The following is a 25983-nucleotide window of genomic DNA, read 5'->3' as shown; positions in this document are numbered from 1 at the left end:
GGGAACTGACGATCACATATCGGTCGACAGCATTCGGTTCGCGATCCGCAATCCCGAGTCTTCCGCGGCATCCAATGCACGTGATTGCTCTGCCGTTATCCTGTCGCACACCCAATCCCAGTGCATCGTCACCACAGCGCCGGGGACGGGCATCGCCGCAAGCGCGTTGCCCTCGACCCTCCACCGCACTCTCTGCGTTGCCGGTCGGCCGCGTGCGAGTTGCTCACCGTCGAACTCGAGCGGGGACGAAACCACCAATGCATGCTCCTCGCCGACGTCCTCGACCACTCCCCATCTGATCCGGCAGTTCTGGAGGACGGACAGTGGGACCGCACCGCGCTTCCGAAGAAGCTTGACCCACGGATACACCAGAAATACGTGAAAACTGTGGTGCGCGAGCGCGCGGTCCCGACCCCGAGGACGGGGAGGAACCCGGTGTTCTCGCGTTCACCGAATGCCCCCCTCAAGTGCTGTAACAACTTCCCCGAATCGAGAGCGTCGAGGAGATCACCTCCCACCCAATAGGCTTCGATCACTCGCGAATCCAGGGGGTCGTCGATGCCCGCTCCTACAGCCAATGCCTCGAGGTACGGCCACGCACCGTCGAATTGACGAGCGTGATCACGGTCGCCGCTGCCCGAGTTGCCGCTGGCCAGACGAAGCAGCACTGAAGGATCGTCGGGTCCGCAGTAACCCAACTCGTTCGGCGGATACGCGTAGCGGGCAAACAATGCCGGCCCGTTCATACCGACGGCAGTCATCAGCAGATCCGAGGAAGTTGTTCACCTGCCGGCAAATCCACTACCCGATTGCCTCCCAATGCCGTACGCGCCACCACCATTGTGCGATGTTCGGCCACGCACTCCCCGATCACGGCGGCTCCCACACTCAGTGGATTGCCGTGCATCGCTTCCAGAACCAGGGCGGCATCTTCGCGTGGAACGAAAGCGATCAACTTGCCCTCGTTTGCGACGTACAACGGATCCAAGCCGAGTAGCCCACAGGCGTCGCGCACGTCAGCGGGAATCGGCAGATCTCGCTCCACCAGCGCAACCCCGATGTTCGACGCCTGAGCGATCTCGTTGAGGGTCGCGGCGACTCCGCCCCGCGTAGGGTCGCGCAGGACGTGGATGTCGACGCCGGTGGCAATCATGTCGGCCACCACGCCGTTCAGGGCCGCACAATCACTGCGCACTTCGGTCCCGAATTCGAGACCTTCGCGACAACTCATCACGGCCACGCCGTGAACGCCGATGTCGCCGCTGACGATCACGACGTCACCCACTTGTGCGCGAGTGGGGCTGATGTCCACCCCGTCTGCGACAATCCCGATTCCTGCGGTATTGATGAAGACTCCGTCGCCGTGACCGGCATCGACGACCTTGGTATCACCCGTCACCAGCCGAACGCCGGCAACGTGCGCGGCCTCACCGAGCGCCTTCGCGATTCCCGCGATGTCGGTCAGCGCCGTTCCTTCTTCCAGGATGAATGCCGTCGACATCACCAATGGCTGCGCTCCCGCCATCGCCAGGTCGTTCACCGTTCCGTTGACAGCGAGATCGCCGATCGTTCCGCCGGGAAACACCATGGGTTTGACGACATACGAGTCGGTCGAGAACGCGAGCCGCACCCCGCCGACGTCGAATACGGCCGAGTCACCGAGTTCTGCATCGGCAGCGCTTCCGAACGAGGGCAGGAACAGGTGCTCGATGAGCTCGGCGGACATCGCTCCTCCACCACCGTGCCCCATGACGATGTTCGGCGAATCACGCAGCGGCAGTGGGCAGACCCACGCCGACAAGTCCACGACAGCGGTCTCCTCAGCCGGCATGACCCGCCTCCTGAAGTTCCAGGCGCCGGTACAGGTAGTACGCGGCGCACGCCCCCTCCGACGACACCATCGTGGCACCGAGCGGATTCCGCGGAGTGCATTCCTTCCCGAAGGCACTGCACTCGTGTGGCTTGATCAAACCTTGCAACACTTCTCCGGAACGGCAGACGCTCGACTCGTCAGTATGGATATCGGTCACCGAAAAACGCTCTTCGGCATCAAAATACGCATACTTCGGTGCCAGCTGCCAACCGCTGTCCGGGATCGATCCGATGCCGCGCCACGTCCGGTCCGACACGGCGAACACATCCTCGAGCATCGCTTTCGCTGCGGTGTTGCCCTGCGCGGTGACGGCACGGGCGTAAGCATTTTCGACCTCGTATCGACCCGATTCCAACTGCAGCACCGTCTTTCTGATGCCCTCCAGCAGATCCAGCGGCTCGAATCCGGTGACGACGATCGGGACCTTGTACTTCTCGGCCAGCGCCGGGTACTCCGACGTTCCCATCACACTGCACACATGCCCGGCCGCCAGAAATGCCTGCACGCGGCACTCTGGCGAATCCATGATCGCGGCCATCGCCGGCGGGACCAGAACGTGCGAGACGAGTAGGGAGAAGTTCTCGATACCCAGGCGATTGGCCTGATAGACGGTCATGGCGTTGGCCGGCGCGGTGGTCTCGAATCCGATCCCGAAGAACACCACTTGCCGACCCGGATTCTCCTTGGCGATAGTCAGTGCATCCAACGGTGAGTACACCACCCGCACGTCACCGCCGGCGCTCTTGATGCGGAACAGATCCGACGAACTCCCCGGAACTCGCAACATGTCCCCGAAGGAGCAGAAAATGACATCGGGTCTTGCCGCGATGTCGAGAGCTTTGTCGATGATCTCGAGCGGGGTGACACATACCGGGCATCCGGGTCCGTGGATCATCTCGATCTGTTGGGGAAGTAATTGATCGATGCCGTGTCTGATGATCGAATGTGTCTGACCACCACACACTTCCATGATCGCCCATCGCCGTGTGGCCAGCGCACGGATCTGATCCAGCAGTTTGCCGGCCAGTTCCGGATCGGAGAACTCGTCCAGATATTTCATGATTCCGTCTCCTTCGGTTCGATCCCCGCGGCCCGGGCAGCCCTTTCGAACCCGTCACCGAATTCCTCTTCGAGTACGCCGAGGTGCTCGAATTCCGCCAGCGTGCTGCGAGCGGATTCCTCGTCGAGTCGCTGGATGGCAAATCCGACGTGCACCACGACGTACTCGCCGACTTGGGCGCCCGGAATGTACTCGAGGCACACTTCTTTTCGGACGCCACCGAAGTTCACCACCGACATCGTCGTTCCGTCGCGTTCCTCCAGGGACTCGATACGTCCCGGTACGGCTAGGCACATGGCACAACTCCTGACCTCATGACGAACTCCCCACCAGCACTTGGCCGTAGGCGAGACCGCCGTCGTTCGGCGGCAACTCCAGTCCTGTCAACGGCGTGAATCCAGCGTCTGAGAGCAGAGCACACGCCCGAACGAGCAGTAGAGGGTTCTGAAAGACACCTCCGGTGAGTACTACCTCGTCCACTCCCGCCAGTTCCCGGCCACGAATTGCCCACTCGAGCACCAGGTGCGCTACGGATTCGTGGAAACGGGCGCCGATCACTTCGGCGGGCAACTTCTCCCGGAGATCGCGGACAACAGCCCGGATGACCGACCGCGGATCTGCTGTCCACGAATCGTCGTCCGACTGCGTCCAATCGAAGGTGTACCGCGAACCGGCGCTGTCGACTCCCCTCGACACCCCCTCCAACTCGATGGCAGCCTGCGCTTCGTAGTCGACCCTCTGTCGGACCCCGGTCAGCGAGGAGACTGCGTCGAACAACCGCCCCATGCTGGAGGTGTCCACGCACCCGAAACCGGTTTCCATCTGGTGAAGCAGGACCGACTGCTCTCGGGGCGGACAGGCTGCCACGGGCGCGAGGTCGGATTCCCAGTCCAACCCGGCATGCCACAGGTGGGCGAGCGCCATTCGGTACGGCCGTTCCACTCCGGCATCGCCCCCGGGCAGCAGTACGTATCCCAGATGCGCGAGACGGCGATAACCCTTGTACGTCGCCAGCAGTAGTTCCCCTCCCCACACTGCGCCGTCCGCCCCGTAGCCGGTGCCGTCGAACGCTATTCCGAGAACTGGTTCGCTCCCGTCCCGGCCGTTCTCCCCCATCACGGAAGCCACATGTGCGTGGTGATGCCCGACGATGCGCACCGGTCGGTCACCACTACGACTGCGAGCCCACGAGGACGAGCGATACCGCGGATGCTCGTCACAGGCGATCTGGTGCGGCACCACCCCCGTGATCGATTCGAAGTGACTCTCCGACGCAGCAAAACTGTCGATGACAGCGAGGTCGCCCATGTCTCCGATGTGCTGACTCGGCCACACATATCCGTCCTCGGCAAGACAGAAGGTGTTCTTCAGGTCGGCCCCGACCGCCAAGGTAGGCGGTACGTCGAACGGCGCGGTGACGGGCAGCGGAGCATATCCGCGCGAGCGACGAAGCAACTGTCTTCCACTGCCGACTATTCGCATCACCGAGTCGTCACACGGCACCAAGATCGGACGGTTGTGGGTCAATACCCCGTCGGCCAGGTCACCCAATCGTTCGAGATCGTTGTCGGAGTACAGAATCGGCTCACCGCCGATGTTCGCCGATGTCATGACCAACACCGCCGGGCCCGCAGCTTCTCCGGCCAAACCCAGAAGAAGATGCTGAATCGGGTTGTAGGCCAGCATGATTCCGATATCCGGAATACCGGGGGCAATCAAGGGGGAAAGCGCGTATCCAGACGCTTTGGCAACCAGCACAATCGGGCGCTCGCGCGAGGACATGGCATCAGCCTCGGCATCCCCGACCACACCCAACTCTCTGGCTTCTGGCACATCGCGCACCATCACCGCCAACGGCTTGCTTGCTCGATGCTTGCGTTCACGCAACTCGTGAACCGGGCGGTCGTCGCGGGCATCACAAGCCAGGTGAAATCCTCCGATTCCCTTGACAGCAAGAATCTTCCCGTCTCGCAGTAGGGATCGGGCTCGTAGCAGTGCACCCTCACCGGTCACGGCGGGCGCGTCTCCTTCCACGAACGATAGCGTTGGACCGCACTGCGGGCAGGCAATCGGTTGCGCATGAAACCGCCGGTCGGAGGGATCCACGTACTCCGCCGCACAGTTCGCGCACAACGGGAATCGCTTCATCGTCGTAGCGGCCCGGTCGTAGGGCAGCGATTCGATGATCGTGAATCGCGGACCGCAGTTGGTGCAGGTGATGAATGGATGACGATATCGCCGATCGCTCGGATCAGTCAGTTCCCGGAGGCAGTCGTCGCAGATCCCGACATCCGCCGGCGCCAAGGTTCGCCCGACCGACCCCGCATCCGTCTCGACTATGCAAAACCCCTCACGACCAACCGGCCGCGAGTCCTCGCGCTCTACCGACTCCACCCGTGCCAGCGGTGGGGGGCGGTTTCGCACCCGAGCGACAAATGCATCGATTGTCTCTCCGTCGCCTTCGACGTCGATCACGACACCGAGAGCAGAATTTCCCACCGAACCCGACAGTCCCAGTTCGGTGGCGGTCGCATGGACGAACGGCCGGAAGCCCACCCCCTGGACTACGCCACGAACGATGACACGGCAGGCGATCTTCATGTCCCGACCTCGCCGTTACCAGTACCGGAGTCGACTATCTCACCGTCGTGGCCACCACGGCCCATCAGTTCGAGGCCGGCCCGAGCGTGGCGAGCTCCCTGCTCGTCGACCTTCTCGACTGCAAAGCCCATGTGGATCACCACCCAGTCACCTGCCGTGACGGTGCCTTCGTCGAGCATTCCGATGTTGACCTTGCGTGGTGCCCCCTCCACGTCGACGAGAGCGAGTTGACCGCCGTATCCGTCCAGTAGTTCGCGTACCCGTCCCGGAATCCCCAGACACATGACTCACACCTCCGGCCCCAGTGTGGTGGCATCACAGTCCACGTCGATGGACCGGACGAGTGCCAGCACCGCCGAAGCGGCTTGCCCTACCGAATCACGCATCTCCGCACTCAATCCGATTCCGTCGCCGATCGATTTCGCATGTGCCCCCACCACGAACGTCCGCGGGAGTGTTCCGCCGAGGGCCTGCAGGCTGGCAAACACCGAACTCGGATGCATCGAGTGCGCGTCGAAACCTCCTTGCGGGCCTTCACTTTCGGGGTCCACTTCGATGATCGCGAGCTTGCCCGGGACTCCGGTCGCCGGTAAGGCATCGATCAGGACCAGGGCGTCCCACGACTCCAACAAGTCGTACGCCAGATGCACGCCCCGAATCCCGTAGTCGACCAGGCGAGCTCCCGATGGGAGATTCTCATGCTGCAGCGCCCGAACAACTTCGGGGCCGAATCCGTCGTCTTCGAGAAAAATGTTTCCGACACCTGCAATCAGCACGCGCACAGCGCTTTACATCTTTCGCATTCGCAGATAGCGCTGGATGTCCGGCATCGACACCACCAGGACGATCGCGGCTGCGATCGCGGTGGCGCCGAGAAGTGCCGTCGACAGCAATCCCATGCTCCTCATGGCGAGCTCTCCTCTCGATAGCTGTGAAGTTCGATAGCTGTGAGTACGTCACGCGCTGTCGCGCGGCATCGGCTCTATCTCGTCCGGCGCGAAGTACAGGTAGCGGCCGTACCAGTTGTGCAGATCGGCGGCCGGATCGTCCAACAGTGTCACCCCAACATGAATGTCGCCGTCCACGTCTTCATGAATGGTGGCGACGTGGGCGATCCGGCCGTCGAAGAACAGGTCCTGAGCATCAGCGCGGCGTGAGGGGTGGAGCCGAACCGTACTTCCACCAGAGACACGGACGCCGTTGATCAGAACTGCGTCGGTGCGTGGTTGAACACTGGTGTCGGCTTCCGGGGTCCACCAGTCCACACCGTCAGGCACCTCGGGTATCAGATCAGAACCGGCGTGCGGATTTCGCAGCACACCGTGCAGGCCGGCTAGATCGTCGTCCGTCAATCGCTCACATCGGTCGATGATGTCGGCAGCTCTGGAGTCGGTAGCTCGCGCCCGCGCCTTTTCCTCGTCGGTCATGGCAAGGATTCTCAGGGTGAGAATTTCGTCGATCTCGGTCGAGTCGAAGAGAGATCCCTCGCTCTGCGGCGCAATCTCGGGAAAGTCGTACAGGATGATCGGTGACACCAGAACGGTGGGCGATGTGCCAGGGTGAGTGGGGTTCTCGGTCCCCGCAAGCACCGGATAACAGCGATATTGCCGCAACTGCTCCGAGTGATCTGCTTCTTCGAACAACGACAGGAACCTCGAGCCTGTGCAGTTCACAATGACGTGAGTCCCCAGCATCGATTGCGCGGTGGCCGTGCCCTTGTCCCGTGCGTCGACGCTCGTGGCGTTCATGATCTCCACGGAAATCACCGTGCGTCCGTCCCCGGCGGAGGCGCTCACTGCCAAGAGGCCATTCACCGGAAGCCGTGTCCGAACGATCCGTCCGACCACCCTGCCCCGAGAGTCCGACAGAGTCTCTCCTTCGACAACTCCGGCCGCACAGAAGGTTTCTTCGACGCCGGCCTCGAGTTCGTCCAGACCCCACGGACCCAACACGATCTCGGACTCGGTGGCTTCGTCCCACGAGATCGACTCCCGCTCGCCGACTACCAACCGATCGACCGGGATCCACGCCCCGCCGGCGCCGAGTCGTTCAACCGTCCGCGACTGGTGGTGCAGAAATCTCACAGTCGCAGTCACTTCGACGCCGTTCCGCTCGAATTCGCCGAGCAGACATTGCGCGGACATCGACGGTTCCTCGCCGACTCCGACCTCGGCGGCGCCGGGCGGTCCGAGAACCCCGAACTGCCAACGGGATTGATTCTTCGCCGAACCGGCCCGGTAGGGATAGAGAAGATATCCCTCGTACAGGACGGCGTCGGCCACGGCCCGAACGTCGTGATCCATCTCCGTTCGAGTCATCGCGGCACCTGGCTCGCCGTCAGCAACTGCCGCACGGCTGAATCGAGGTCCGTGAGGCCGTGCGCTGCCTTGAACCGCACGAGATCGGCAATCGTCTCATGGTCGAGGCGTACCCAACCAGACGCCGGATAATGCGCAGCCATCAGCTGTTTCCACACGTCGACCGGCAATTCGTAGGCAGCAGATCTGTCCCACGGGATCTGCTGCACGGAGAAACCACGCGGTCCGTCGGTGAATACCGTGCCGCTCAGTAGAACCACGATCGGAATCGTTCCGTCTCCGAGTGCGTGCATGTACTTCGACGCCGTCACCGAGAAGTCGTACGTACACGCCATGGGTAAGGCCGCGACCGTTGTTCCGGTGAATCCTTGAACGACCGTGGAACATTCCATCCACAGGAAGGTGCGCAGCGTACTCGACCAACGCTCCCGCGGACCGAAGAGATCGCGCAGACCTTCGCCTTCGGCGTCGGAGTACGGTCGGCGGTGTGGTTCGATTCGTACCTGCGCGCGCAGAGCCACCGCGCGGACGGTCGTGCCGGTGGATTCCGACATTCTCAATCTCACCGTCAGATTCGGCGTAACCGCGTACGGTTCCACCTCCATGTTGTCGACCGAGAAGTCGAGAACAGTCATGCCGACCTGCTTCGCGCCTCGACGCGCCCGAAGAACTCGTCCACTGCGCGTGCGGCATCCTGGCCACCGTCGAATCCGCGCCACACGGTGCGCAATCGTCCCACCAGTTCGTAACAGGCGTCGATGGGAACAACGAAGCATCTCGGCGATTGTCCTGACGTGGGCACCGACACGATCAACGCCTCGACGTCGGCCCGCATCTGCGAGAGCCCCGGATTCTCCGCGAGCACAGTCTCGAACGAGTCGATAGGCAACTCGGATTCGGTAGCTCCGGCCGGTCCCGGATAGAAGACTATGTACTTGTCGAGGAGTGAGTTGCGGAAGAAGAATGCCAGGCCGACGGGGATTTCTAGAGACTCCCACCGGCCAGGGCCGAGGTCGAAGTCCGGAAACTCGAGGTACCGATCGGGAACCGCTTTGTATCGAAGGTCCGCGTCGACCGGTGCAAAGAGTAGATAGCAGGGTCGGCACACGCACATCAGGCTCCGGACCTGTACGTCCACGACGTGCTGGTGTTCGTCGCCTATGCCCGCCGCACACATCTCACACCTCGGTCCGGTCGGAACGACACGCGACGAGGCGATTCGTGTGAGCACCTCTCCCACAGTGACTTTCATGACCGGGCTGCGTTCACGGCTAGGTCACCGGTATCACAGACTCGTCAGCAAGCGCGACCGAGAGCACTCCGTCGCGAATCAGCACCGGCACAGGCGCCAGGTGCTCGGAGCCGGTGCCCACCCGCGCTCCCGCCCCGTACACACTGAAGTGGGCAGAGCACGTCGGACAGGTGAGGACAGCGGCGTCTCGGGCAGGACGGCCCATCATGCGTTCGAGCACAGCCCCCGCCATCGAGTGCTCACACACCGGGCAACGGTCGCGATACGCGTACAGATCGTCACCGGAGCGGCAGACCAACAGATCGGTGCCCGACACGCGGAAGCCCGCGACCTCTCCCACCTCGACTTCGGCGAATTCGGGGACCTCCACCCAGTGCGTACCTCCCCCGTCGGCGTGAACGTGCGAGAACAGGGACTCGACCGAGATCACACCCGACTTCACCTCGTGCGGATCCGGTGTTTCGACGTCGATTCCGGTGGTCTCGGGCGCCGCCGCCTGCACCGCATCCCGGACGGCGGTTTCGAGGGTGACCGAGGACGAAGGACAACTGTTGCAGCTCCCGAGAAGCCGTAGTCGCACTACGCCGCCCGCCACCTCGATCAGTTCGACGTCGCCTCCGTGCGAACCGAGGTACGGACGCACGCTGTCGAGCGCAGTGCGGACGCGGGTCTCTACGTCGTGCGGGTGAAGTCCGTGCACCAGTAGCAGGCTGGACACCAGATCGTCGCGAACCATCGCATCCATCGTGGCCGGATCTGCCAGAGCGACGGTGCGTTCGAGTGCTGCGCCGTACAACTGCACGACCTCACGCACCAGTTGCTCGGCGCGATCTCTCGCCACCGGGCCTGCGCCGGCATTGGCCTGCAACAACGTCTCGATGCGCTCGCCTGCTCCGCGCCAGTAGTCGGCCGATTGCTCCATCGATCACTCCCCGGTCACGGACTGCGTCGGAGAGTGCAACTTCTCCAGGGTCTTGCCACCGCCGAGATACATGTGAACACCACAGGGCAGGCAGGGATCGAAACTACGCACGGTCCGCATGATGTCGATGCCCTTGAAGTGGTCTCGATCGTTCTCCTCGAAGATCGGCTGACCCTGCACGGCATCCTCGTAGGGACCGGGGGTTCCGTAGCTGTCGCGCGGGCTCGCATTCCACGGTGTCGGTGGGTACGGGTGATAGTTCGCGATTTTTCCGTCACGAATCACCATGTGGTGTGAGAGAACTCCGCGGACCGCTTCGGTGAATCCGCAACCGATACCCTCGTCCGGGACCTCGAACGACTCCCACGTCTTGGTCCGGCCGGCCCGGATCTCGACAAGCGCCTTCTCGGCGAAATGAAGGGCAGCCGCGGCTGCGTATGCCTGGAAATACGTTCGCGCGCGGTTTCTTTCGAGGGTATTGCTGCCATGTTCGGGAATCTTCCACTCGAGCGAGACAGGACCCTTCAGTGCTGTTTTCGGAAGATTGATCTTCACACTGTGTCCGGTCGACTCCAGGTATCCGATGTCGACCAGGCCGGCCAGAGCGGTGCTCCACAGACGAGCCAATGCTCCCCCACCCGTATCCAGAGCAAGGTTGTCTTTTCCGTCGAACCATCGCGGTGACATGACCCAGCTGTACTTGTCCTCGAGGTTCCGCTTCTGCGGGTGAGGGTTGGTGTGCTGATTCCACGGGTGCCTGCGATCGACCGGGTTACCCAGCGGATCGGTTTTGACGAACATCTCCTGATCACTCCAGTCCTCGTAATACGAGGAGCCCAGCATGATCCGGATACCGAGGTTGATGTCCACCAGATCCGTGGTGACCAACTTTCCGTCGACAACCACACCGGGAGTGACAAACATCTTCCGGCCCCAGTCGGTCATGTCCTTGTAGGAGAAATTGCAGTACTCGGGGTCTTGGAACGATCCCCAACAACCCAGCAGGGTCCGCCGCAGGCCAACCTTCTCGTAACCAGGCAGCGCCTGGTAGAAGAAGTCGAACAGGTCGTCGTGCATCGGCACGACCTTCTTCATGAATTCGACGTACCGCATCAGCCGCGACATGTAGTCCGTCATCAGTTCGATCGTCGCGACGGTGCCGACGCCGCCGGGGTAGAGCGTCGACGGGTGAACGTGCCTGCCCTCCATCAAGCAGAACATTTCGCGAGTCGAACGCGAGACTTGCAACGCTTCGCGATAGAACTCACCCGTGAACGGATTGAGAGTCCGCATGATGTCCGCGATCGTGCGATACCCGTGCTGCTCCTCGTGCGGGCAGCGCGTGTTCTCTGCCTGCGCCAGCACACCGGGATTCGTCTCGGAGACCATCTTCTCGCAGTAGTCGACGGCGACAAGATTCTCTTGAAAGATGTTGTGGTCGAACATGTACTCGGCGGCCTCGCCGAGATTGACGATCCACTCGCCCAGATGCGGCGGCTTGACGCCGTACGCCATGTTCTGTGCGTAGCACGAGCACGTGGCGTGATTGTCACCGCAGATGCCGCAGATACGACTGGTGATGAAATGCGCGTCGCGCGGGTCCTTCCCCTTCATGAACAGGGAATACCCACGAAAAATCGACGACGTGCTGTGGCACTCCACCACTTCGCGATTGGCAAAGTCGATCTTGGTGTAGATACCCAGACTGCCGACGATTCGGGTGATGGGGTCCCACGCCATCTCGACAAGACCGTCGCGGTCCGCAGTCGAGGTGGGTTCGGGAACGATGGCCGTCATTGCAGTGCCTCCCAGAGACGTTGCTCACGAACTGATTTGAATGTATCCGGTCGGTCACCACGTACGCGTTGCACCGGTGAGCAACTTCGACCCGCGCTCGCGCCAGTGCGGTTCCTTGTCCAACGTGTGACCGGTGATCCGGCGCAGACTGTGGATCACGGACCCGTACATTCCCACCGCATTGGTGGAGAGTTTGCCGCCAGGTGGTTCATCCATGAACGGCATGAACTTGTCGGGGAATCCCGGCATCGTGCACCCGATGCAGATCCCGCCGACATTAGGACACCCGCCGACTCCGTTGATCCAACCACGTTTGGGGACATTGCATTTCACGACCGGTCCCCAACATCCGAGTTTGACGATGCACTTCGGTGACCCGTACTCCGTCGCGAACTCACCCTGCTCGTAGTACCCACCACGGTCACAGCCCTCGTGTACGGTGGCACCGAAAAGCCACTGCGGGCGCAGGGATTCGTCCAAGGGAATCATCGGCGCCTGATCAGTGGCGATGTACAGAAGGTAGGTCAGGGTCTCGGAGAGGTTGTCCGGCTGAATGGGACACCCGGGAACGCAGACGATCGGGATGCCCGCCTTCGATTTCCAGGTCCACCCGAGATAGTCCGGCACGCCCATCGCACCGGTCGGATTGCCGGCCATCGCATGTATGCCGCCGTAGGTCGCGCACGTACCGACCGCAACTACCGCAGTGGCTTTCGGTGCCAGCTTGTCGAGCCATTCGCTCGTGGTGACCGGTTGGCCGGTTTCGCGATTGTTCCCGAAGCCGCACCAATACCCCTCGTCGTGAAGTTTCTCGTTCGGTATCGATCCTTCGACGACAAGAACAAAGGGTTCCAGTTCTCCGCGGTCGGCTTTCCAAAACCACTCCAGGAAATCGTCAGCGCCACCCTGCGGTCCGCATTCGAAGTCGATGAGCGGCCAATGAACCGCTACCTGCGGCAGGCCGGGCAAGGCGCCGAGCGCGATCTCCTCGATACTGGGTTGCGTGGCTGCAGTGAGCGCCACCGAATCTCCGTCGCAACTGAGACCGGCATTGATCCACAGCACGTGGATCAGAGTTTCTTCCGCTTTGGCCGCTGCGCTTGCGGGGGTAGCTGCGCTTTCGGAGGCAGGTTCCGCCGTGGTGCCAGCAGTCGATTTTTGTGTGTCCATGTCAGCCGCTTTCACGGGTGCACTTGCGCCTGATTCTCGGCGCCGCCACCGGCCTGACACGACGTGGCCTCGAATTGCCGCGGCACCGAAACGCTGACGCCACCGGAGTCGAACCTCGGCCCACTTGCGTGGCACCCACTCATTTCATTAACTACCCGAGCAGATCAGTTGTCAACGGCCACCGGAGAAATCGCCGAACGACTACCGATCCACTCGTACCACTCGTCCATGCCCTCACCTGTCGTGGCAGACAAAACAGCAACGCGCACAGCAGGATTGAGTATTCTCGCCTGCTCGACGCAGGCATCGACGTCGAACTCGACGTACGGGAGCAAGTCGATCTTGTTGATCACCACGAGGTCCGCGACAGCGAAGATGTGTGGGTACTTTTTCGGCTTGTCTGCCCCCTCCGGCGTCGAAATTAGGACAACCTTGCCTTCCTCGCCGAGGTCGAAGAGCGCGGGGCACACCAGGTTTCCGACGTTTTCGATCAGAAGCAGCGATTCTTCAGCGGGATCCAAGGCGCGCAGTGCGCGGTCGATCATCGCGGCATCGAGGTGACATCCGGCCCCGGTATTCACCTGCACCACCGACGCGCCGGTCTCTCGGATCCGCTCGGCGTCGAGCCGGGTTTCCTGGTCACCTTCGATCACGGCTATCGGTCGCTGACATCCGAGCTCCCGGATAGTTCGCGCCAGCAACGTTGTCTTCCCCGCGCCGGGGGAACTCATGATGTTGAGCGCCGTGATTCGGCGGCTTCGCATCCACTCACGATTGTGAACAGCAATGCCGTCGTTCTTAGCGAGCACCTGTTGCTCGAGAATCACGGTGTGGTCGGGGTGGCCGTGCTCATGGTCATGCTCGTGACCGTGCCCGTGACCGTGCCCATGATCGTCGTGTTCCTGCTCGTGTTCTCCGTCTGCGACTACCGACACCCGAGGTCCTGTGGTGTCCCCGCACCCACACGTCGCGCACATGCTCAGCTCACTTCCATCGACAGGATCCGTAACTCTCGGCCGGCAAGCACCTCGACATCAGCACTGCCGCATTCACACAGCAAGAACATGTCGGGCGGCGAGAACATCACGCCGCAGCTTTTGCATCGCGCGCTGGTTGCAATCTCATCGATGTGCAAGCTGGCACCTTCGGCGTGAGTACCCGCGGTGACGACGTCGAAGCAGAACAGCAGAGAGTGTGGAACCACCGCGCAGAGTTGCCCTACTTCAAGCCGCACGCTCGATACTCGTCGCTCGCCGGCACGCTCACACACGGCTTCGACCACACTCTGCGCAATGGACAGCTCGTGCACGGTGAAACCCACGATTCGTGATCCGGAAACCTCCCTTCCACGATAAGCACCAACGGTCGCTGTGCGTAACCCGTACACGAAAACAGGCCGCGATCCGCAACTATTGCGGATCGCAGCCTGTGACAGCGTTTTTGACGAACGGAAACCTCTCGGCTAGCCGGCTGCAGCTTGTGTCGTCGTTGTCGTCGATGTTGTCGTCGCCGTGGTCGCGGCGGGCGGTGCACTCGACTGGACCGAAGTCGACGGCGCCACGGTCGACGTCACACTCGGCGTCGCGGCCGGCGCAACCGATGACGTCGTCGGCACCGCGGGTGCCGGTACTGCAGATCCCGAACCTGCGGGTGCGGGTTGCGCAGCTGCGCCCGTGGTTGTGGTGGGCTTGGCCGAGTCGGTAACCGAAGGCGAAGCAGCCAAGGCATCGATGGCATCCGCCATCTCTTCTGCGGTCGGCTTCGCCGACGAATCGACCGGCTTGCCGTCTTGCGCCTGTTTGGCCAGATAAGTCAGCCACGCCGCTGCATACTCCGCTGACGTCAGGGGCTTGCCGTTTGCGGCATCCGAATCACGCCAGTAGTCGAAGTGGTGACCGACGTCCGGGCCCAAAGTGAGGCCGTACGGATCGTTCATGACGACGGGGATCGTGTTCTGGTTCGTGGCGATGAGCCCGACGATTTCCTTGAACAGTTTCTGCGGCAGGTACGCCAACGGCGACACTTCCTCCGTGGAAACCGAGTCCTTTGCGACTGGCTTGTTGGTGGCCTCGCTCGGCTTGTACGCCGGGTCGGACACCTTCAGCAAGACATCGAGGAAGGTTTCGTCGCTCTGCATCCAGGTGGGATTACTCGAGATGTCGTTGAACGCGTCGAACACCACGCGTCCCATCACGACCGCGATATCCATGCCGGTGGCCGGCGTCAGATTCTGCGCTTGCAACTGGTCGACGTTGAGCTGCCGACCGACGTTTGCCGCCAGGATCAGGAGTGAAATGTTCTCGGGGGCTGCGCAGGTGAGGTCGCCGTCAGAGCAGAACGACGCAATCTTGCCTTTCAGGGCCCCGAAGTCCCCACTGGTACCTGGAAGTGCACCAGATCCGGAAGCGGTGTTCTTACCGTCCTGATATTGCTCGTTGAAACCGTCAGGGTTCGTGTAGGGGTTTTTCGCGCCGGGGAACGGGCCCTCGCCCGCGAGTCGACCGGCGTCGGCGAAGATCACCACACCGACGACGTTGTCCGGATTGATGCCGGAGGTGCTCGACTCCGAGCCGATGTCCATCGCCACGCGGCGCACTACGTCAGCGCCCTCGCTGTAGCCGACAATCGAGAACTTCGTGTTCGGGCATGCGGCACTGATCGCCTTCATGACCGCTCGGGTGTTGTCCGCGCCCGTCGTCACGGCTTCTTCGTAACTGTCCATGTTGGCGGGGTACGCAATGTAGACCGAGGCGTACGAGCCGTCCTTGACCGACCCGGCGGGCGCCTTGAGTACCGGGTCCACCCAGTGGCTGCTGTAGTCGTCTGTGAGCGCCGCCGGGAGGAGTGTCTTTCCATCCGCACCGACGAGCATCTTCGTCGTACCCTCGACCGGCGTGTCACCGCGACCGGCGACACCGATCCCGACCGTGTCGTGACACTCGGTGACAGACGCGGTCAATTCGGTCTCGATCGTCTGCGATTGCGGAGAATCCACGGCAACTGCGACCGCGACCAGTGCGGCCACGCCGAGCGCTGCGGGCGCTACTGCACCCGCCAGTATTCGATGTCGCGAAAAGAACCCACGAACCGGCATATCTTCTCCCCAATCAGCTTTTGGAAAACGTACGACCGACCCCCGGGGCGTCACGCAACGTCATTCGAGTAGTCGTCCAGTACGAGAGGAGCGTTACAACGGGTAACGATTTTCCGTGGCGACTCGGGAGGGAATCGGGGGCGCAAACGCCTCATTTCCGCTGCATAACACCGACGTGCACCTACTCCGCGTCGAAGATAATGACCTGTCGGATTGCTTTTCCGTCGGCGAGTTCGTCCATACCCGAATTGATGTCGGCCAATTCGATTCGCGAGGAAATGAGCTTCTCGACCGGCAGCTTCCCGTCGCGCCACAACTGCGCGTAGATCGGGATGTCGCGGGACGGGACCGCAGATCCCAGGTAGCTGCCGACAATGGTCCGCGCTTCGGCGACCAGTCCGAGAGGTGAGATCGACGAGCGCGCGTCAGGCGCCGGCAACCCGACCGTGACGGTCGTGCCACCCGCTGCCGTCGCAGCCACCGCTGTCTCGAAGGCCCGAGCATTTCCCGCGGCCTCGACGACGATGTCTGCGCGAACGCCACTCTCGGCCAGGCCGGACGGTGTGAAGACCTCGGTCGCGCCCAGTTCCAGCGCCTGAGCCAGCTTGGACTCCAGTGCGTCGACACCGATGACGTTCTCGACCCCGAGTGCCCTCGCCGTCAGGATTGCGGCCATCCCGACGCCACCCAAGCCGACCACCATCACGGTGTCTGCCGGGCGAGGCTTCGCCGCGTTGAGGAGCGCTCCCCCACCGGTCAACACCGCGCAACCGAGTACGGCTGCAATTTCGGCCGGGATGTCGTCGTCGACGGGAACAACCGACTTGGCGTTGACCACAGCATGCGTCGCGAAACCCGAAACACCGAGATGATGTTTGACGTTCTCGCCGGAGCGCCGCAGTCGATGCGCGCCACCGAGCAAACTGCCGTCGTTGTTGGCGGCGCTACCCACCGTGCAAGGCATCCGGCCGTCAGTGGCGCATCCCGCGCATTCACCACACCGCGGAAGAAAAGTCATCACGACGCGGGTGCCCACCGACAACGAATCAACTCCGTCGCCGAGTTCGATGATTCGACCTGCCGCCTCATGGCCCAACAACATCGGCACGGGTCGTACCCGATTCCCGTCGACCACGGAGAGGTCGGAGTGACAAAGCCCGGCAGCTTCGATCTTGACCAGGATCTCACCCGGGCCCGGGGATTCGAGGTCGAGTTCCGAAATCGAAATCGGAGTCGACTCTGCGAAGGGACGCTTCCGGCCGATCTCTTCGAGCACTGCACCACGGATCTTCAACTGCACACCCCGATTTCGATAGTTCGAACTACTTGCCCACGATCCCGCGTACCGACGCGGGGAGGTCACGAACCCGCTTGTACGGACCCACGACGGCGGCTGCAAACGGCCTCGTCAAGAGCACCTGCGCCACCTCGAGCACCTCTTCGGAGGTGACTGCGTCGATGGTCGTGAGCGTCTGCGCAACACTGCGATGGTTGCCGTAGTTCAGTTCACTGCGACCGATACGGTTCATGCGTGAGCCTGAATCTTCCAGTGCCAGAACCAATCCGCCGCGCAGCGATCCCTTGGCGCGGGCGATCTCAGCATCGGTGATTCCGTCCGTCGCCACGTTCGCGAGTACCTCGCGGATCACCGTGGCAACCTCCCCGAGGTTCTCCGGCTGGCAACCTGCATACACGGAGAACGCTCCGGTGTCCGCGAAGGTGTCGACGCCCGAATAGACGGAGTACGCAAGCCCGCGCTTCTCCCGAATCTCTTGGAACAGACGAGAACTCAGCCCACCGCCCACTGCGGCGTTGAGCACAGACAGCGCCCAGCGATGGCCCTCGTGCCGGCCGAACGCGCGTACCCCGAGCGCAAGGTGGACCTGCTCGCTGTCGCGGTGGGTCAAGCTCAGTTCAGGCATCGTTCGCAAACGCAGAGTGCCTTCGCGCCGCGGCGCCGGCTTGACCCCGCGCTCGAGATGTCCGGCAAATGCACGGCGAGCGAGCGTCACAACCTGCTTGTGGTCGACGTTTCCCGCTACGGCCAGCACCATCCGCTGCGGTGTGTAACGCCGAACATGGAAGGAATGCAACTGATTGCGCGACATCGACTCGATCGATTCGACGCTACCGATGATCGGACGGCCGACAGGATGATCGCCGAACAACGCGGTCAGGAACGCGTCGCCGAGCAAGTCTTCCGGATCGTCGTCACGCATCGCGATCTCTTCGAGCACTACTTGCCGCTCGACATCGACGTCCGCGGTCCTGCAACGCCCTCGCAGCACGACGTCGGCGACAAGGTCAACCGCCATCGGAAGGTCGTCGTCGATCACGTGCGCGTAGAAACAGGTGTGTTCCTTCGACGTGAATGCATTGAGTTCGCCGCCCACACCATCCATGACCTGCGCGATGTCCAACGCCGTCCGTGACGGCGTCGACTTGAACAGCAGGTGCTCGAGAAAATGCGCGGCACCGGCCACACTCGGCTGCTCGTCGCGCGAGCCGACTCCGACCCACACACCGACGGAGGCGGAACGCACACCGGGAATGAACTCGGTGACGACGCGCAGGCCGCCGGGAAGGACCGTGCGCTGTACTCCGGATTCGGGAGTCGCATCGATCGGCGATTTCAGCACAGCGCTGCGGCTGCGCGTGGTGTTGGGAGTGGTCTTTGCCATGAAAAGGTTCAGCAGTCCTCGGTGCAAGTGGTCAATCAGGTATCTACAGGCTCTGTGTCTACAGACAGTACAGATGCGGCCCCGCACGGAAATCCGCGCGGGGCCGCATCAGAGTACGAAGTGAGATCTACTCGGAAGCAGCCTCGTCGGCGGCCGGAGCGGCAGCCTCGTCGTTGCCCTCTTCGACCGGGATCAGCGAGATCTTGCCGCGAGCATCGATGTCGGCGATCTCGACGCGGATCTTGGATCCGACGTTGACCACGTCTTCGACCTTGGCAATGCGCTTACCGCTGCCCAGCTTCGAGATGTGCACCAGTCCGTCGCGTCCCGGCAGGAGCGAAACGAAGGCTCCGAAGGCGGTGGTCTTGACGACCGTGCCCAGGAACCGCTCGCCGACCTTGGGGAGCTGCGGGTTGGCAATGGCGTTGATCATGTCGATCGCGGCCTGTGCAGACGGTCCATCGGTGGCGCCGACGAACACGGTGCCGTCGTCTTCGATGGAGATGTTGGCACCGGTCTGCTCGGTGATGGAGTTGATCATCTTGCCCTTGGGGCCGATGACCTCACCGATCTTGTCGACAGGGACCTTGATGGCCGTCACGCGGGGAGCGAACGGGCTCATCTCGTCCGGGGTGTCGATGGCTTCCGCCATGACCTCGAGGATCGTGGTCCGTGCGTCCTTGGCCTGCGAGAGTGCACCGGCAAGAACCTGCGACGGGATGCCGTCGAGCTTCGTGTCCAGCTGCAGGGCCGTGACGAAGTCCTTGGTGCCTGCGACCTTGAAGTCCATGTCGCCGAAGGCGTCTTCGGCACCGAGGATGTCGGTCAGAGCGACGTAACGGGTCTCACCGTCGACCTGGTCGGAGACCAGACCCATGGCGATACCGGCAACCGGAGCGCGAAGCGGCACACCGGCGTTGAGCAGAGCGAGCGTGGACGCGCACACCGAGCCCATCGAGGTGGAACCGTTGGAGCTCAGAGCCTCGGAGACCTGGCGAATCGCGTAAGGGAACTCTTCGACGCTGGGCAGAACCGGCATGAGAGCGCGCTCGGCGAGTGCACCGTGACCGATTTCGCGACGCTTCGGCGAACCGACGCGGCCCGTCTCACCGGTGGAGTAAGGCGGGAAGTTGTAATGATGCATGTAGCGCTTGGTGGTCTCGGGACCGAGCGAGTCGACCTGCTGAGCCATCTTGACCATGTCGAGAGTGGTCACACCCAGGATCTGGGTCTCGCCACGCTCGAACAGTGCGGAGCCGTGTGCGCGCGGGATGATCGCGACCTCGGCGGACAGCGAACGGATGTCCGTGACGCCGCGGCCGTCGATGCGGAACTGATCGCGCAGGATGCGCTGGCGAACCAGCTTCTTGGTGAGCGAGCGGAACGCTGCTCCCAGTTCCTTCTCGCGGCCTTCGAAGTTGGGTGCAACCTGCTCGAGAACCTCGACCTTGACCTCGTCGGTCTTGTCGTCGCGTTCCTGCTTGCCGGCGATTGTCAGTGCGGCATTGAGCTTTTCGGACGCAGCAGCCTCGACGGCAGCAAAAACGTCGTCCTGGTACGCCGGGAAGACCGGATAGTCACCCGTGGGCTTTGCAGCCTTGGATGCAAGTGCTGCCTGTGCAGCGCACAGGCGTGCGATGAACGGCTTGGCGGCCTCGAGGCCCTCGGCGACGATGGCCTCGGTCGGTGCCTGAGCGCCGTCGGCGATCTTCGCGATGACGTTGTCGGTGGCCTCGGCCTCGACCATCATGATCGCGACGTCGGCGTTGTCACCGCTACCGGAAACGACGCGGCCGGCGACGACCATGTCGAAGACGGCGTTCTCGAGCTGATCGACCGTCGGGAACGCAACCCACTGGCCGGTCTTGTTCTCGTCCGAGACGATGAGTGCAACGCGCACGCCACCGACGGGTCCGGAGAACGGCAGGCCGGCGATCTGCGTCGACGCGGAAGCGGCGTTGATGGCCACGACGTCGTACAGATCCTGGGGGTTGAGGCTCATGACCGTGACGACGACCTGGATCTCGTTACGGAGACCGTCGACGAATGACGGGCGCAGCGGCCGGTCGATGAGGCGGCAGGTCAGGATCGCATCGGTGGAGGGGCGTCCCTCACGACGGAAGAACGAACCGGGGATGCGGCCCGCTGCGTACATGCGCTCTTCGACGTCCACCGTCAGGGGGAAGAAGTCGAAGTGCTCCTTGGGGTGCTTGCTGGCGCTCGTGGCGGACAGCAGCATGGTCTCGTCGTCCAGGTAAGCAACGACGGCGCCGGCGGCCTGCTGAGCAAGGCGTCCGGTCTCGAAACGGATGGTGCGGGTACCGAAAGACCCGTTGTCGATCACGGCGGTGGATTCGAACACGCCTTCGTCGACCTCTACTACGGAATTGTCTGTCATTCTTTTCTCTTCACTTCCCTCTCGTCTTCGCCGTACCCGCGCGGGCGTTTCCACCCTCCTGGTGGAAACTGCGCACCGAGGGACGTCCCCCTCTTGAATTGCAGACGCTCCTTGCGATGCGAGCGATTTCTGCTTCGGGACGTCACGACGTTCGGGCGGCCGTCGATCGAAGTCCGCCGGAGCTTTCGGGCACTTGCCCGGTCCGGAGAACCACTACCGACAACCGACACCACGTTCTCTGGTGCATACGGTGTGCTGGCTGCGCACTGCACAACTGCGCCTAGACAACTGCGCCTGGACAACTGTGCATAGCGCCGACAGCGGAAACTGCCTTGCGGCAGCTAACGCCGAAAGCCAGCGAAGCCCAGTATATGCGTGGCTTCGCCGGCTGACGGAGTGTTCGGCAAACCGAAGCATGCCGTGTTGCTTTCGATCAGCGTCGTGAGAAAAATCTAGCGACGCAGGCCGAGACGCTCGATGAGCGTGCGGTAGCGAGCGACGTCAGTCTTTGCCACGTACTTCAGCAGACGACGACGGCGACCGACCATCAAGAGCAGTCCACGACGCGAGTGGTGGTCATGCTTGTGGGTCTTGAGGTGCTCGGTGAGATCGGTGATGCGCTTGGTGAGCATTGCCACCTGAGCTTCAGGCGATCCCGTGTCGGTCTCGTGCAAGCCGTACTCGCCGAGAACGACCTTCTTTTCTTCCGTGGTCAATGCCACTTGATTCACTCCTGTGATGACGTTTGCGTGAAAGGAACTAGATCGGTGCGGCCACCGCAAACCGCAGCACGCACCGAGAGAAGATCCTACCAGCAGCAATGAGGCGCTTTCGCCCACCTGGAGCGAGTGTGGCGGCCGCCACTGACACAGGAGCAGCTCAACCGACGCTGCGTTCTGCATCCTCACTCAGAATCCGGCGTGCGCGTTCGACATCTCGGTTCATCGCCGTGATGAGCGACTCGATCGAGTCGAACTTCTCCATGCCGCGAATCCGCGAAACCAGGTCGACCGCGACGTGTTGTCCGTACAGGTCTGCTTCGGTGTCGAGAACGTATGCCTCCACGGTTCGGGTCCGGCCCGAGAAGGTCGGATTGGTACCCACAGACACCGCGGCTTGGTATCGGCGACCGGGAACGACGGTTCCGAGTTCCTCGCCGGCACCGAGCACCGTGAACCACGCCGCGTACACGCCGTCGGCCGGAATCGCCGAAAACATCGGCGGTGCAACGTTGGCCGTCGGGAACCCCAACTCGCGTCCACGCTTGTCACCGTGGACGACCACACCTTCGACACGATGTGGACGGCCCAGAGCTTCGGTAGCCGCTTCCATGTCGCCTGCGTCGACGCACGAGCGGATGTAGGTCGACGAGAACGTCACCGCATGCTCGGCGAGCAGCTGGACGCCGTCGACGGCAAAGCCGAAGCGAGCGCCCATTTCACGAAGAAGATCGACATTGCCGAGCGCCTTCTTGCCGAAGGTGAAGTTGTCCCCCACCACGACCTCGGCGACATGTAGACGTTCGACGAGAATCTCGTGGACGTAGCGCTCCGGCGTCAGCTTCATGAAATCAGCGGTGAACGGCATCACGCAGAACACGTCGATGCCCAGATCCTGAGCCAATTCCGCACGCCGTTGCAGCGTCGTCAACTGGGCTGGATGACTACCCGGCCGCACAACCTCCATGGGATGCGGGTCGAACGTCATCAACACGCTCGGAACACCACGTTTGCGGGCAGCGGTAACCGCTCTCGCTATCAATTGGGCATGCCCACGATGCACACCGTCGAACACACCGATAGTGAGCACACAACGACCCCAATCGGCCGGAACTTCGTCGAGACCACGCCATCTCAGCACGATTGGCAGCCTACGGGTCCACCGGCGGCGGGTCACGTTCGGACCCGCCCAGCGAATCACCGCTGTGCTGCCGCTCACGTACGGAAGTTCCGGATTTCGTAGCCTAAGCTAAGCGTTGTGGCAGCTCACAAGACCGGAACCTCGGAAGCATCATCGACGTCGGATGGCGACAGCACTTCGGCGCAGGGCGCGGCAATCGACACGCTCGCACTCTCGTCGGTGGCCCAGGACTACCTCAAGGTCATCTGGACTATCCAGGAGTGGTCCCACGAGCGGGTTTCCACCAAGCTCCTGTCCGAGAAAATGAGCGTCTCGGCCTCGACGGTGTCCGAGGCGATCCGCAAACTCTCGGACCAGGGCCTGGTCGATCACGCCCGCTACGGATCCATCGCCCTGACCGACAGTGGCCGCGCGGCCGCCGTCTCCATGGTCCGGCGCCACCGGTTGATCGAGACCTATCTGGTTCAGGAACTCGGGTACGGCTGGGACGAAGTCCACGACGAGGCCGAAGTCCTCGAACACGCCGTTTCCGATCTGATGATCTCGCGGATGGACGCCAAACTGGGCTTCCCCGAACGTGACCCGCACGGTGATCCCATTCCCGCCACCGACGGTTCGGTGCCGACTCCCCCGGCCCGCCAGCTCAGCGACTTCGCCAACGGTGAGCGGGGCCGCGTTGCCCGGATCTCCGATTCCGATCCCGAAATGCTCCGGTACTTCGATTCCGTCGGCGTCAGTCTCGATGTCGAGATCACCGTCGAGGAGCGCCGCGATTTCGCCGGGACAGTGTCCGTTCGACTCGGCGACAGCCCCAACACCATCGACTTGGGAAGTCCAGTCGCTCAAGCAATTTGGCTCGTCTAGCCGAGGTAGTCAAAGCGGCAGTCGGTATCGGCGTTCCACGGGCCGGACGCCGTCGGTCCGGGTCCAGTCGGCGAGCCTCTCGTCGACGTACACCCACCCTCGACGCTCGTACAGTGCGATCGCCGGCAGAGCGTCGTCGACGACGTCGAGCACCAGTTCCAACCGACTCTCGGCTGCGAAATCCGTCACGGCATCGAGTAGCGCATCGCTGAGGCCGTTTCCACGTGAGCCAGGATGAACGAACAATCGCGACACGGCTATCGATCCCGCGGTTCTGGGCGCACCTGCGACCTCGCTGTCGACGGCCACATGATCGACAACACGACCGTCACTCTCACCGACCCACGCCTTCACCACCGTGGGCGAACTGAGCTAGCGGCGCGGGTGTTCCGGCCACGTGTTCGGATATCCGTCGCACTCGTGGACCTGTGCCAGCGCATCGACGCACCCGTCGAGGTCGCCGTCGACACGCTCGCGGACGATCACCCGCGAAGCGTCGCCGGTCGCACGACCATCACCGAACTGGCGCGTCGACCCTTTTCCTGCAGGAGGGCAATGGTGTGACCGGTGGGATCGATCGCCGCACAGATCCCTTTCATCCCGATCGGCTCGAGCCAGCGCCCTTGGCTGATCGCCTCGGCTTCCTCCGCCGTGATCTGCCGATGCGGAAAGGCTGTCTGCGCGGCCTGATCGATGTCGAGGCTCACACCCGGCTGCTGCGCCAGATCTTCGAGCGTGCGCGCATGTTCGAGAGTGAACGGCCCGACGCGGGTGCGGCGCAATGCTGTCAAATGACCGCCGACGCCCAACTCACGACCGAGGTCGCGGGCAAGCGAGCGGATGTACGTACCGGACGAGCACTCCACGTCGACGTCCAGATCGACGAAGCCACCCGGGACATCTCGCCGAGCCAGAACTTCGAAAGTCGACACCGTTACCGGGCGCGGCGCCAGCTCGACGGTTTCTCCCGCACGCACCAGAGCATGTGCGCGCTGACCGTCGACCTTGATAGCGCTCACGCTTGCCGGGATCTGCTTGATGTCCCCGGTCAGCGTGGCCACGATCGCCGCGATCTCCGCGTCCGTCACCTGCGAAGCGTCTGCGGAAGTCAGGACCTCCCCCTCAGCATCGTCCGTGTCCGTCGCTGCCCCGAGGCGAATCGTCGCCGAGTACGCCTTGGTTGTCAGCGCCAGGAGTCCGAGCAACTTGGTCGCACGCTCGACGCCGAGAACGAGAACACCGGTCGCCATGGGATCCAGCGTCCCGGCGTGTCCCACCTTCCGGGTGTTCAACAACTTGCGGCACCGAGCGACCACGTCGTGGCTGGTGATACCCGCCTCTTTGTCGACGATCAGAATTCCGGCGCCGACAAGACCGGAGGAAGGCTTTTCACGAGCTGACACGTGTGCCGATTCTGCCAGTCGCGCTCACGGCACCGAAATTGCCGTCAGAATGAGCCCGTCCGACACCAACCACCTGCCGTCGAAAGAGGTGAGCGGCGGACCGGACGTCGCCTCACCGGGGACCAGCAGACGCGAGTTGAAAGTGCCGGACGTTTCCGACTCCGCCTCGAACGTGATGTGAGCGTCCTCGAAACCCAACCAGCGCCCGGTGAGCGGAAACCACGCCTTGTACGTGGCTTCCTTCGCGCAGAAGAGCACTCGGTCCCAGTGCACCGGACCGCCGGTTTCCTGAGTGTCCAACCACGTTCGTTCCGCCTCGATGCTGACCGCGGGCAATACCCCGTCCGGCAGCGGGCCGTGCGGTTCGGCGTCGATACCGAGTGAGCGGACCTGCATGGAGTACGCCAGGACAGCGCCGCGGTAGCCGTCGCAATGGGCGAGGCTCCCGACCACTCCCTGCGGCCAGAGCGGCGCACCACGCTCACCGCGCATGACAGCGGCAGACGGAACACCGAGCTTGCCCATCGCCTGGCGCGCTAGGTGCCGGGTGGTCACGAACTCACGACGACGCTTCTCGACCGCGCGGCCGATCAACGCTTCCTCACTGGGGTGCGGAACCAGACCGGGCGGATCGACGAAGGCCTCGGCCGTCGCAACTCCACCGGGAAGAATCTGTTCGATCACGTAGCG

General features: G+C 62.7%; 25 protein-coding genes and 1 pseudogene. 1 reads left to right on the top strand and 25 read right to left on the bottom strand.

Annotated elements, in window-relative coordinates:
• Window positions 1-12 precede the first annotated feature (12 nt).
• The 22 genes and pseudogenes from EHW12_RS35855 to EHW12_RS12960 form a co-directional block, all read right to left on the bottom strand.
• On the bottom strand, window positions 13-369 hold the full coding sequence (locus EHW12_RS35855; RefSeq protein WP_277426209.1) for a DUF6390 family protein: 357 nt from the start codon (window positions 367-369) through the stop codon (window positions 13-15).
• Window positions 370-497: 128 nt separating this feature from the next.
• Window positions 498-746 (bottom strand): annotated as a pseudogene (locus EHW12_RS35850) (DUF6390 family protein); the annotation flags it as partial.
• 14 nt (window positions 747-760) lie between these two features.
• Window positions 761-1831, bottom strand: coding sequence for a hydrogenase expression/formation protein HypE (hypE, locus tag EHW12_RS13055; RefSeq protein WP_007735089.1), 1071 nt, complete (start codon window positions 1829-1831; stop codon window positions 761-763).
• Complete coding sequence (hypD, locus tag EHW12_RS13050; protein WP_003942127.1) at window positions 1821-2933, bottom strand: hydrogenase formation protein HypD; 1113 nt, start codon at window positions 2931-2933, stop codon at window positions 1821-1823. Before hypD ends, hypE begins: the two co-directional genes overlap by 11 nt.
• A complete protein-coding gene (locus tag EHW12_RS13045) occupies window positions 2930-3229 on the bottom strand; it encodes a HypC/HybG/HupF family hydrogenase formation chaperone (protein WP_003942168.1) in 300 nt (99 codons plus the stop codon). Before EHW12_RS13045 ends, hypD begins: the two co-directional genes overlap by 4 nt.
• A gap of 16 nt (window positions 3230-3245) precedes the next feature.
• Window positions 3246-5534, bottom strand: coding sequence for a carbamoyltransferase HypF (gene hypF / locus EHW12_RS13040; protein ID WP_125050934.1), 2289 nt, complete (start codon window positions 5532-5534; stop codon window positions 3246-3248).
• A complete protein-coding gene (locus EHW12_RS13035) occupies window positions 5531-5818 on the bottom strand; it encodes a HypC/HybG/HupF family hydrogenase formation chaperone (RefSeq protein WP_003942260.1) in 288 nt (95 codons plus the stop codon). Before EHW12_RS13035 ends, hypF begins: the two co-directional genes overlap by 4 nt.
• A gap of 3 nt (window positions 5819-5821) precedes the next feature.
• Window positions 5822-6316: a hydrogenase maturation protease gene (locus tag EHW12_RS13030; RefSeq protein WP_003942183.1), complete on the bottom strand. Its 495-nt coding sequence runs from the start codon at window positions 6314-6316 to the stop codon at window positions 5822-5824.
• A 174-nt stretch (window positions 6317-6490) separates the two neighbouring features.
• Window positions 6491-7852 carry a hypothetical protein gene (locus tag EHW12_RS13025; protein ID WP_125050931.1) on the bottom strand — a complete coding sequence of 454 codons (1362 nt, stop codon included), beginning with the start codon at window positions 7850-7852 and terminating at the stop codon, window positions 6491-6493.
• A complete protein-coding gene (locus EHW12_RS13020; protein WP_003942181.1) occupies window positions 7849-8487 on the bottom strand; it encodes a DUF6084 family protein in 639 nt (212 codons plus the stop codon). Before EHW12_RS13020 ends, EHW12_RS13025 begins: the two co-directional genes overlap by 4 nt.
• Window positions 8484-9104 (bottom strand): DUF5947 family protein, encoded by a 621-nt coding sequence (locus EHW12_RS13015; protein ID WP_064444498.1) that lies wholly within the window; start codon window positions 9102-9104, stop codon window positions 8484-8486. The genes EHW12_RS13020 and EHW12_RS13015 overlap by 4 nt, the downstream gene beginning before the upstream one ends.
• 19 nt (window positions 9105-9123) lie before the next feature.
• Window positions 9124-10026 carry a NifU family protein gene (locus EHW12_RS13010; RefSeq protein WP_125050929.1) on the bottom strand — a complete coding sequence of 301 codons (903 nt, stop codon included), beginning with the start codon at window positions 10024-10026 and terminating at the stop codon, window positions 9124-9126.
• A 3-nt stretch (window positions 10027-10029) separates the two neighbouring features.
• Window positions 10030-11823: a nickel-dependent hydrogenase large subunit gene (locus EHW12_RS13005; RefSeq protein ID WP_019748080.1), complete on the bottom strand. Its 1794-nt coding sequence runs from the start codon at window positions 11821-11823 to the stop codon at window positions 10030-10032.
• Between the two features lie 54 nt (window positions 11824-11877).
• Window positions 11878-12993, bottom strand: coding sequence for a hydrogenase expression protein HypE (locus EHW12_RS13000; RefSeq protein ID WP_241199157.1), 1116 nt, complete (start codon window positions 12991-12993; stop codon window positions 11878-11880).
• A gap of 164 nt (window positions 12994-13157) precedes the next feature.
• Window positions 13158-13970 carry a hydrogenase nickel incorporation protein HypB gene (gene hypB / locus EHW12_RS12995; RefSeq protein WP_125050927.1) on the bottom strand — a complete coding sequence of 271 codons (813 nt, stop codon included), beginning with the start codon at window positions 13968-13970 and terminating at the stop codon, window positions 13158-13160.
• A gap of 2 nt (window positions 13971-13972) precedes the next feature.
• The gene (gene hypA, locus EHW12_RS12990) at window positions 13973-14302 is read right to left on the bottom strand and encodes a hydrogenase maturation nickel metallochaperone HypA (protein ID WP_073512368.1); all 330 of its coding nucleotides are present in this window, start codon (window positions 14300-14302) and stop codon (window positions 13973-13975) included.
• 153 nt (window positions 14303-14455) lie between these two features.
• On the bottom strand, window positions 14456-16087 hold the full coding sequence (locus tag EHW12_RS12985) for a cutinase family protein (RefSeq protein ID WP_125050925.1): 1632 nt from the start codon (window positions 16085-16087) through the stop codon (window positions 14456-14458).
• Between the two features lie 181 nt (window positions 16088-16268).
• Window positions 16269-17381, bottom strand: coding sequence for an alcohol dehydrogenase catalytic domain-containing protein (locus tag EHW12_RS12980; protein WP_206434855.1), 1113 nt, complete (start codon window positions 17379-17381; stop codon window positions 16269-16271).
• A gap of 28 nt (window positions 17382-17409) precedes the next feature.
• Window positions 17410-18768, bottom strand: a complete 1359-nt coding sequence (locus EHW12_RS12975) for a pitrilysin family protein (RefSeq protein ID WP_065455642.1) — start codon at window positions 18766-18768, stop codon at window positions 17410-17412.
• 127 nt (window positions 18769-18895) lie between these two features.
• Window positions 18896-21166 (bottom strand): polyribonucleotide nucleotidyltransferase, encoded by a 2271-nt coding sequence (locus EHW12_RS12970; protein ID WP_054825606.1) that lies wholly within the window; start codon window positions 21164-21166, stop codon window positions 18896-18898.
• 452 nt (window positions 21167-21618) lie between these two features.
• Complete coding sequence (rpsO, locus tag EHW12_RS12965; RefSeq protein ID WP_003942254.1) at window positions 21619-21888, bottom strand: 30S ribosomal protein S15; 270 nt, start codon at window positions 21886-21888, stop codon at window positions 21619-21621.
• Window positions 21889-22045: 157 nt separating this feature from the next.
• The gene (locus tag EHW12_RS12960; RefSeq protein ID WP_003942148.1) at window positions 22046-23026 is read right to left on the bottom strand and encodes a bifunctional riboflavin kinase/FAD synthetase; all 981 of its coding nucleotides are present in this window, start codon (window positions 23024-23026) and stop codon (window positions 22046-22048) included.
• Between the two features lie 117 nt (window positions 23027-23143).
• Between EHW12_RS12960 and EHW12_RS12955 the strand changes: the two genes are divergently transcribed.
• Window positions 23144-23890: a metal-dependent transcriptional regulator gene (locus EHW12_RS12955; RefSeq protein WP_125050921.1), complete on the top strand. Its 747-nt coding sequence runs from the start codon at window positions 23144-23146 to the stop codon at window positions 23888-23890.
• 9 nt (window positions 23891-23899) lie between these two features.
• Here the strand turns inward: EHW12_RS12955 and EHW12_RS12950 are convergent, their stop codons facing one another.
• The 3 genes from EHW12_RS12950 to EHW12_RS12940 all read right to left on the bottom strand — a co-directional run bounded on the left by EHW12_RS12950 (window position 23900) and on the right by EHW12_RS12940 (window position 25977).
• Window positions 23900-24247, bottom strand: coding sequence for a GNAT family N-acetyltransferase (locus EHW12_RS12950; RefSeq protein ID WP_241199156.1), 348 nt, complete (start codon window positions 24245-24247; stop codon window positions 23900-23902).
• A 125-nt stretch (window positions 24248-24372) separates the two neighbouring features.
• Window positions 24373-25293: a tRNA pseudouridine(55) synthase TruB gene (truB, locus tag EHW12_RS12945; protein ID WP_125050919.1), complete on the bottom strand. Its 921-nt coding sequence runs from the start codon at window positions 25291-25293 to the stop codon at window positions 24373-24375.
• A gap of 24 nt (window positions 25294-25317) precedes the next feature.
• Window positions 25318-25977 carry a 4'-phosphopantetheinyl transferase gene (locus EHW12_RS12940; protein WP_125050917.1) on the bottom strand — a complete coding sequence of 220 codons (660 nt, stop codon included), beginning with the start codon at window positions 25975-25977 and terminating at the stop codon, window positions 25318-25320.
• Between the last annotated feature and the right edge of the window lie 6 nt (window positions 25978-25983).

The sequence above is a fragment of the Rhodococcus sp. NJ-530 genome, from assembly GCF_003860625.1.
Classification (GTDB): domain Bacteria; phylum Actinomycetota; class Actinomycetes; order Mycobacteriales; family Mycobacteriaceae; genus Rhodococcus_F; species Rhodococcus_F qingshengii.
This window is presented reverse-complemented; position numbering and strand designations above follow the sequence as displayed.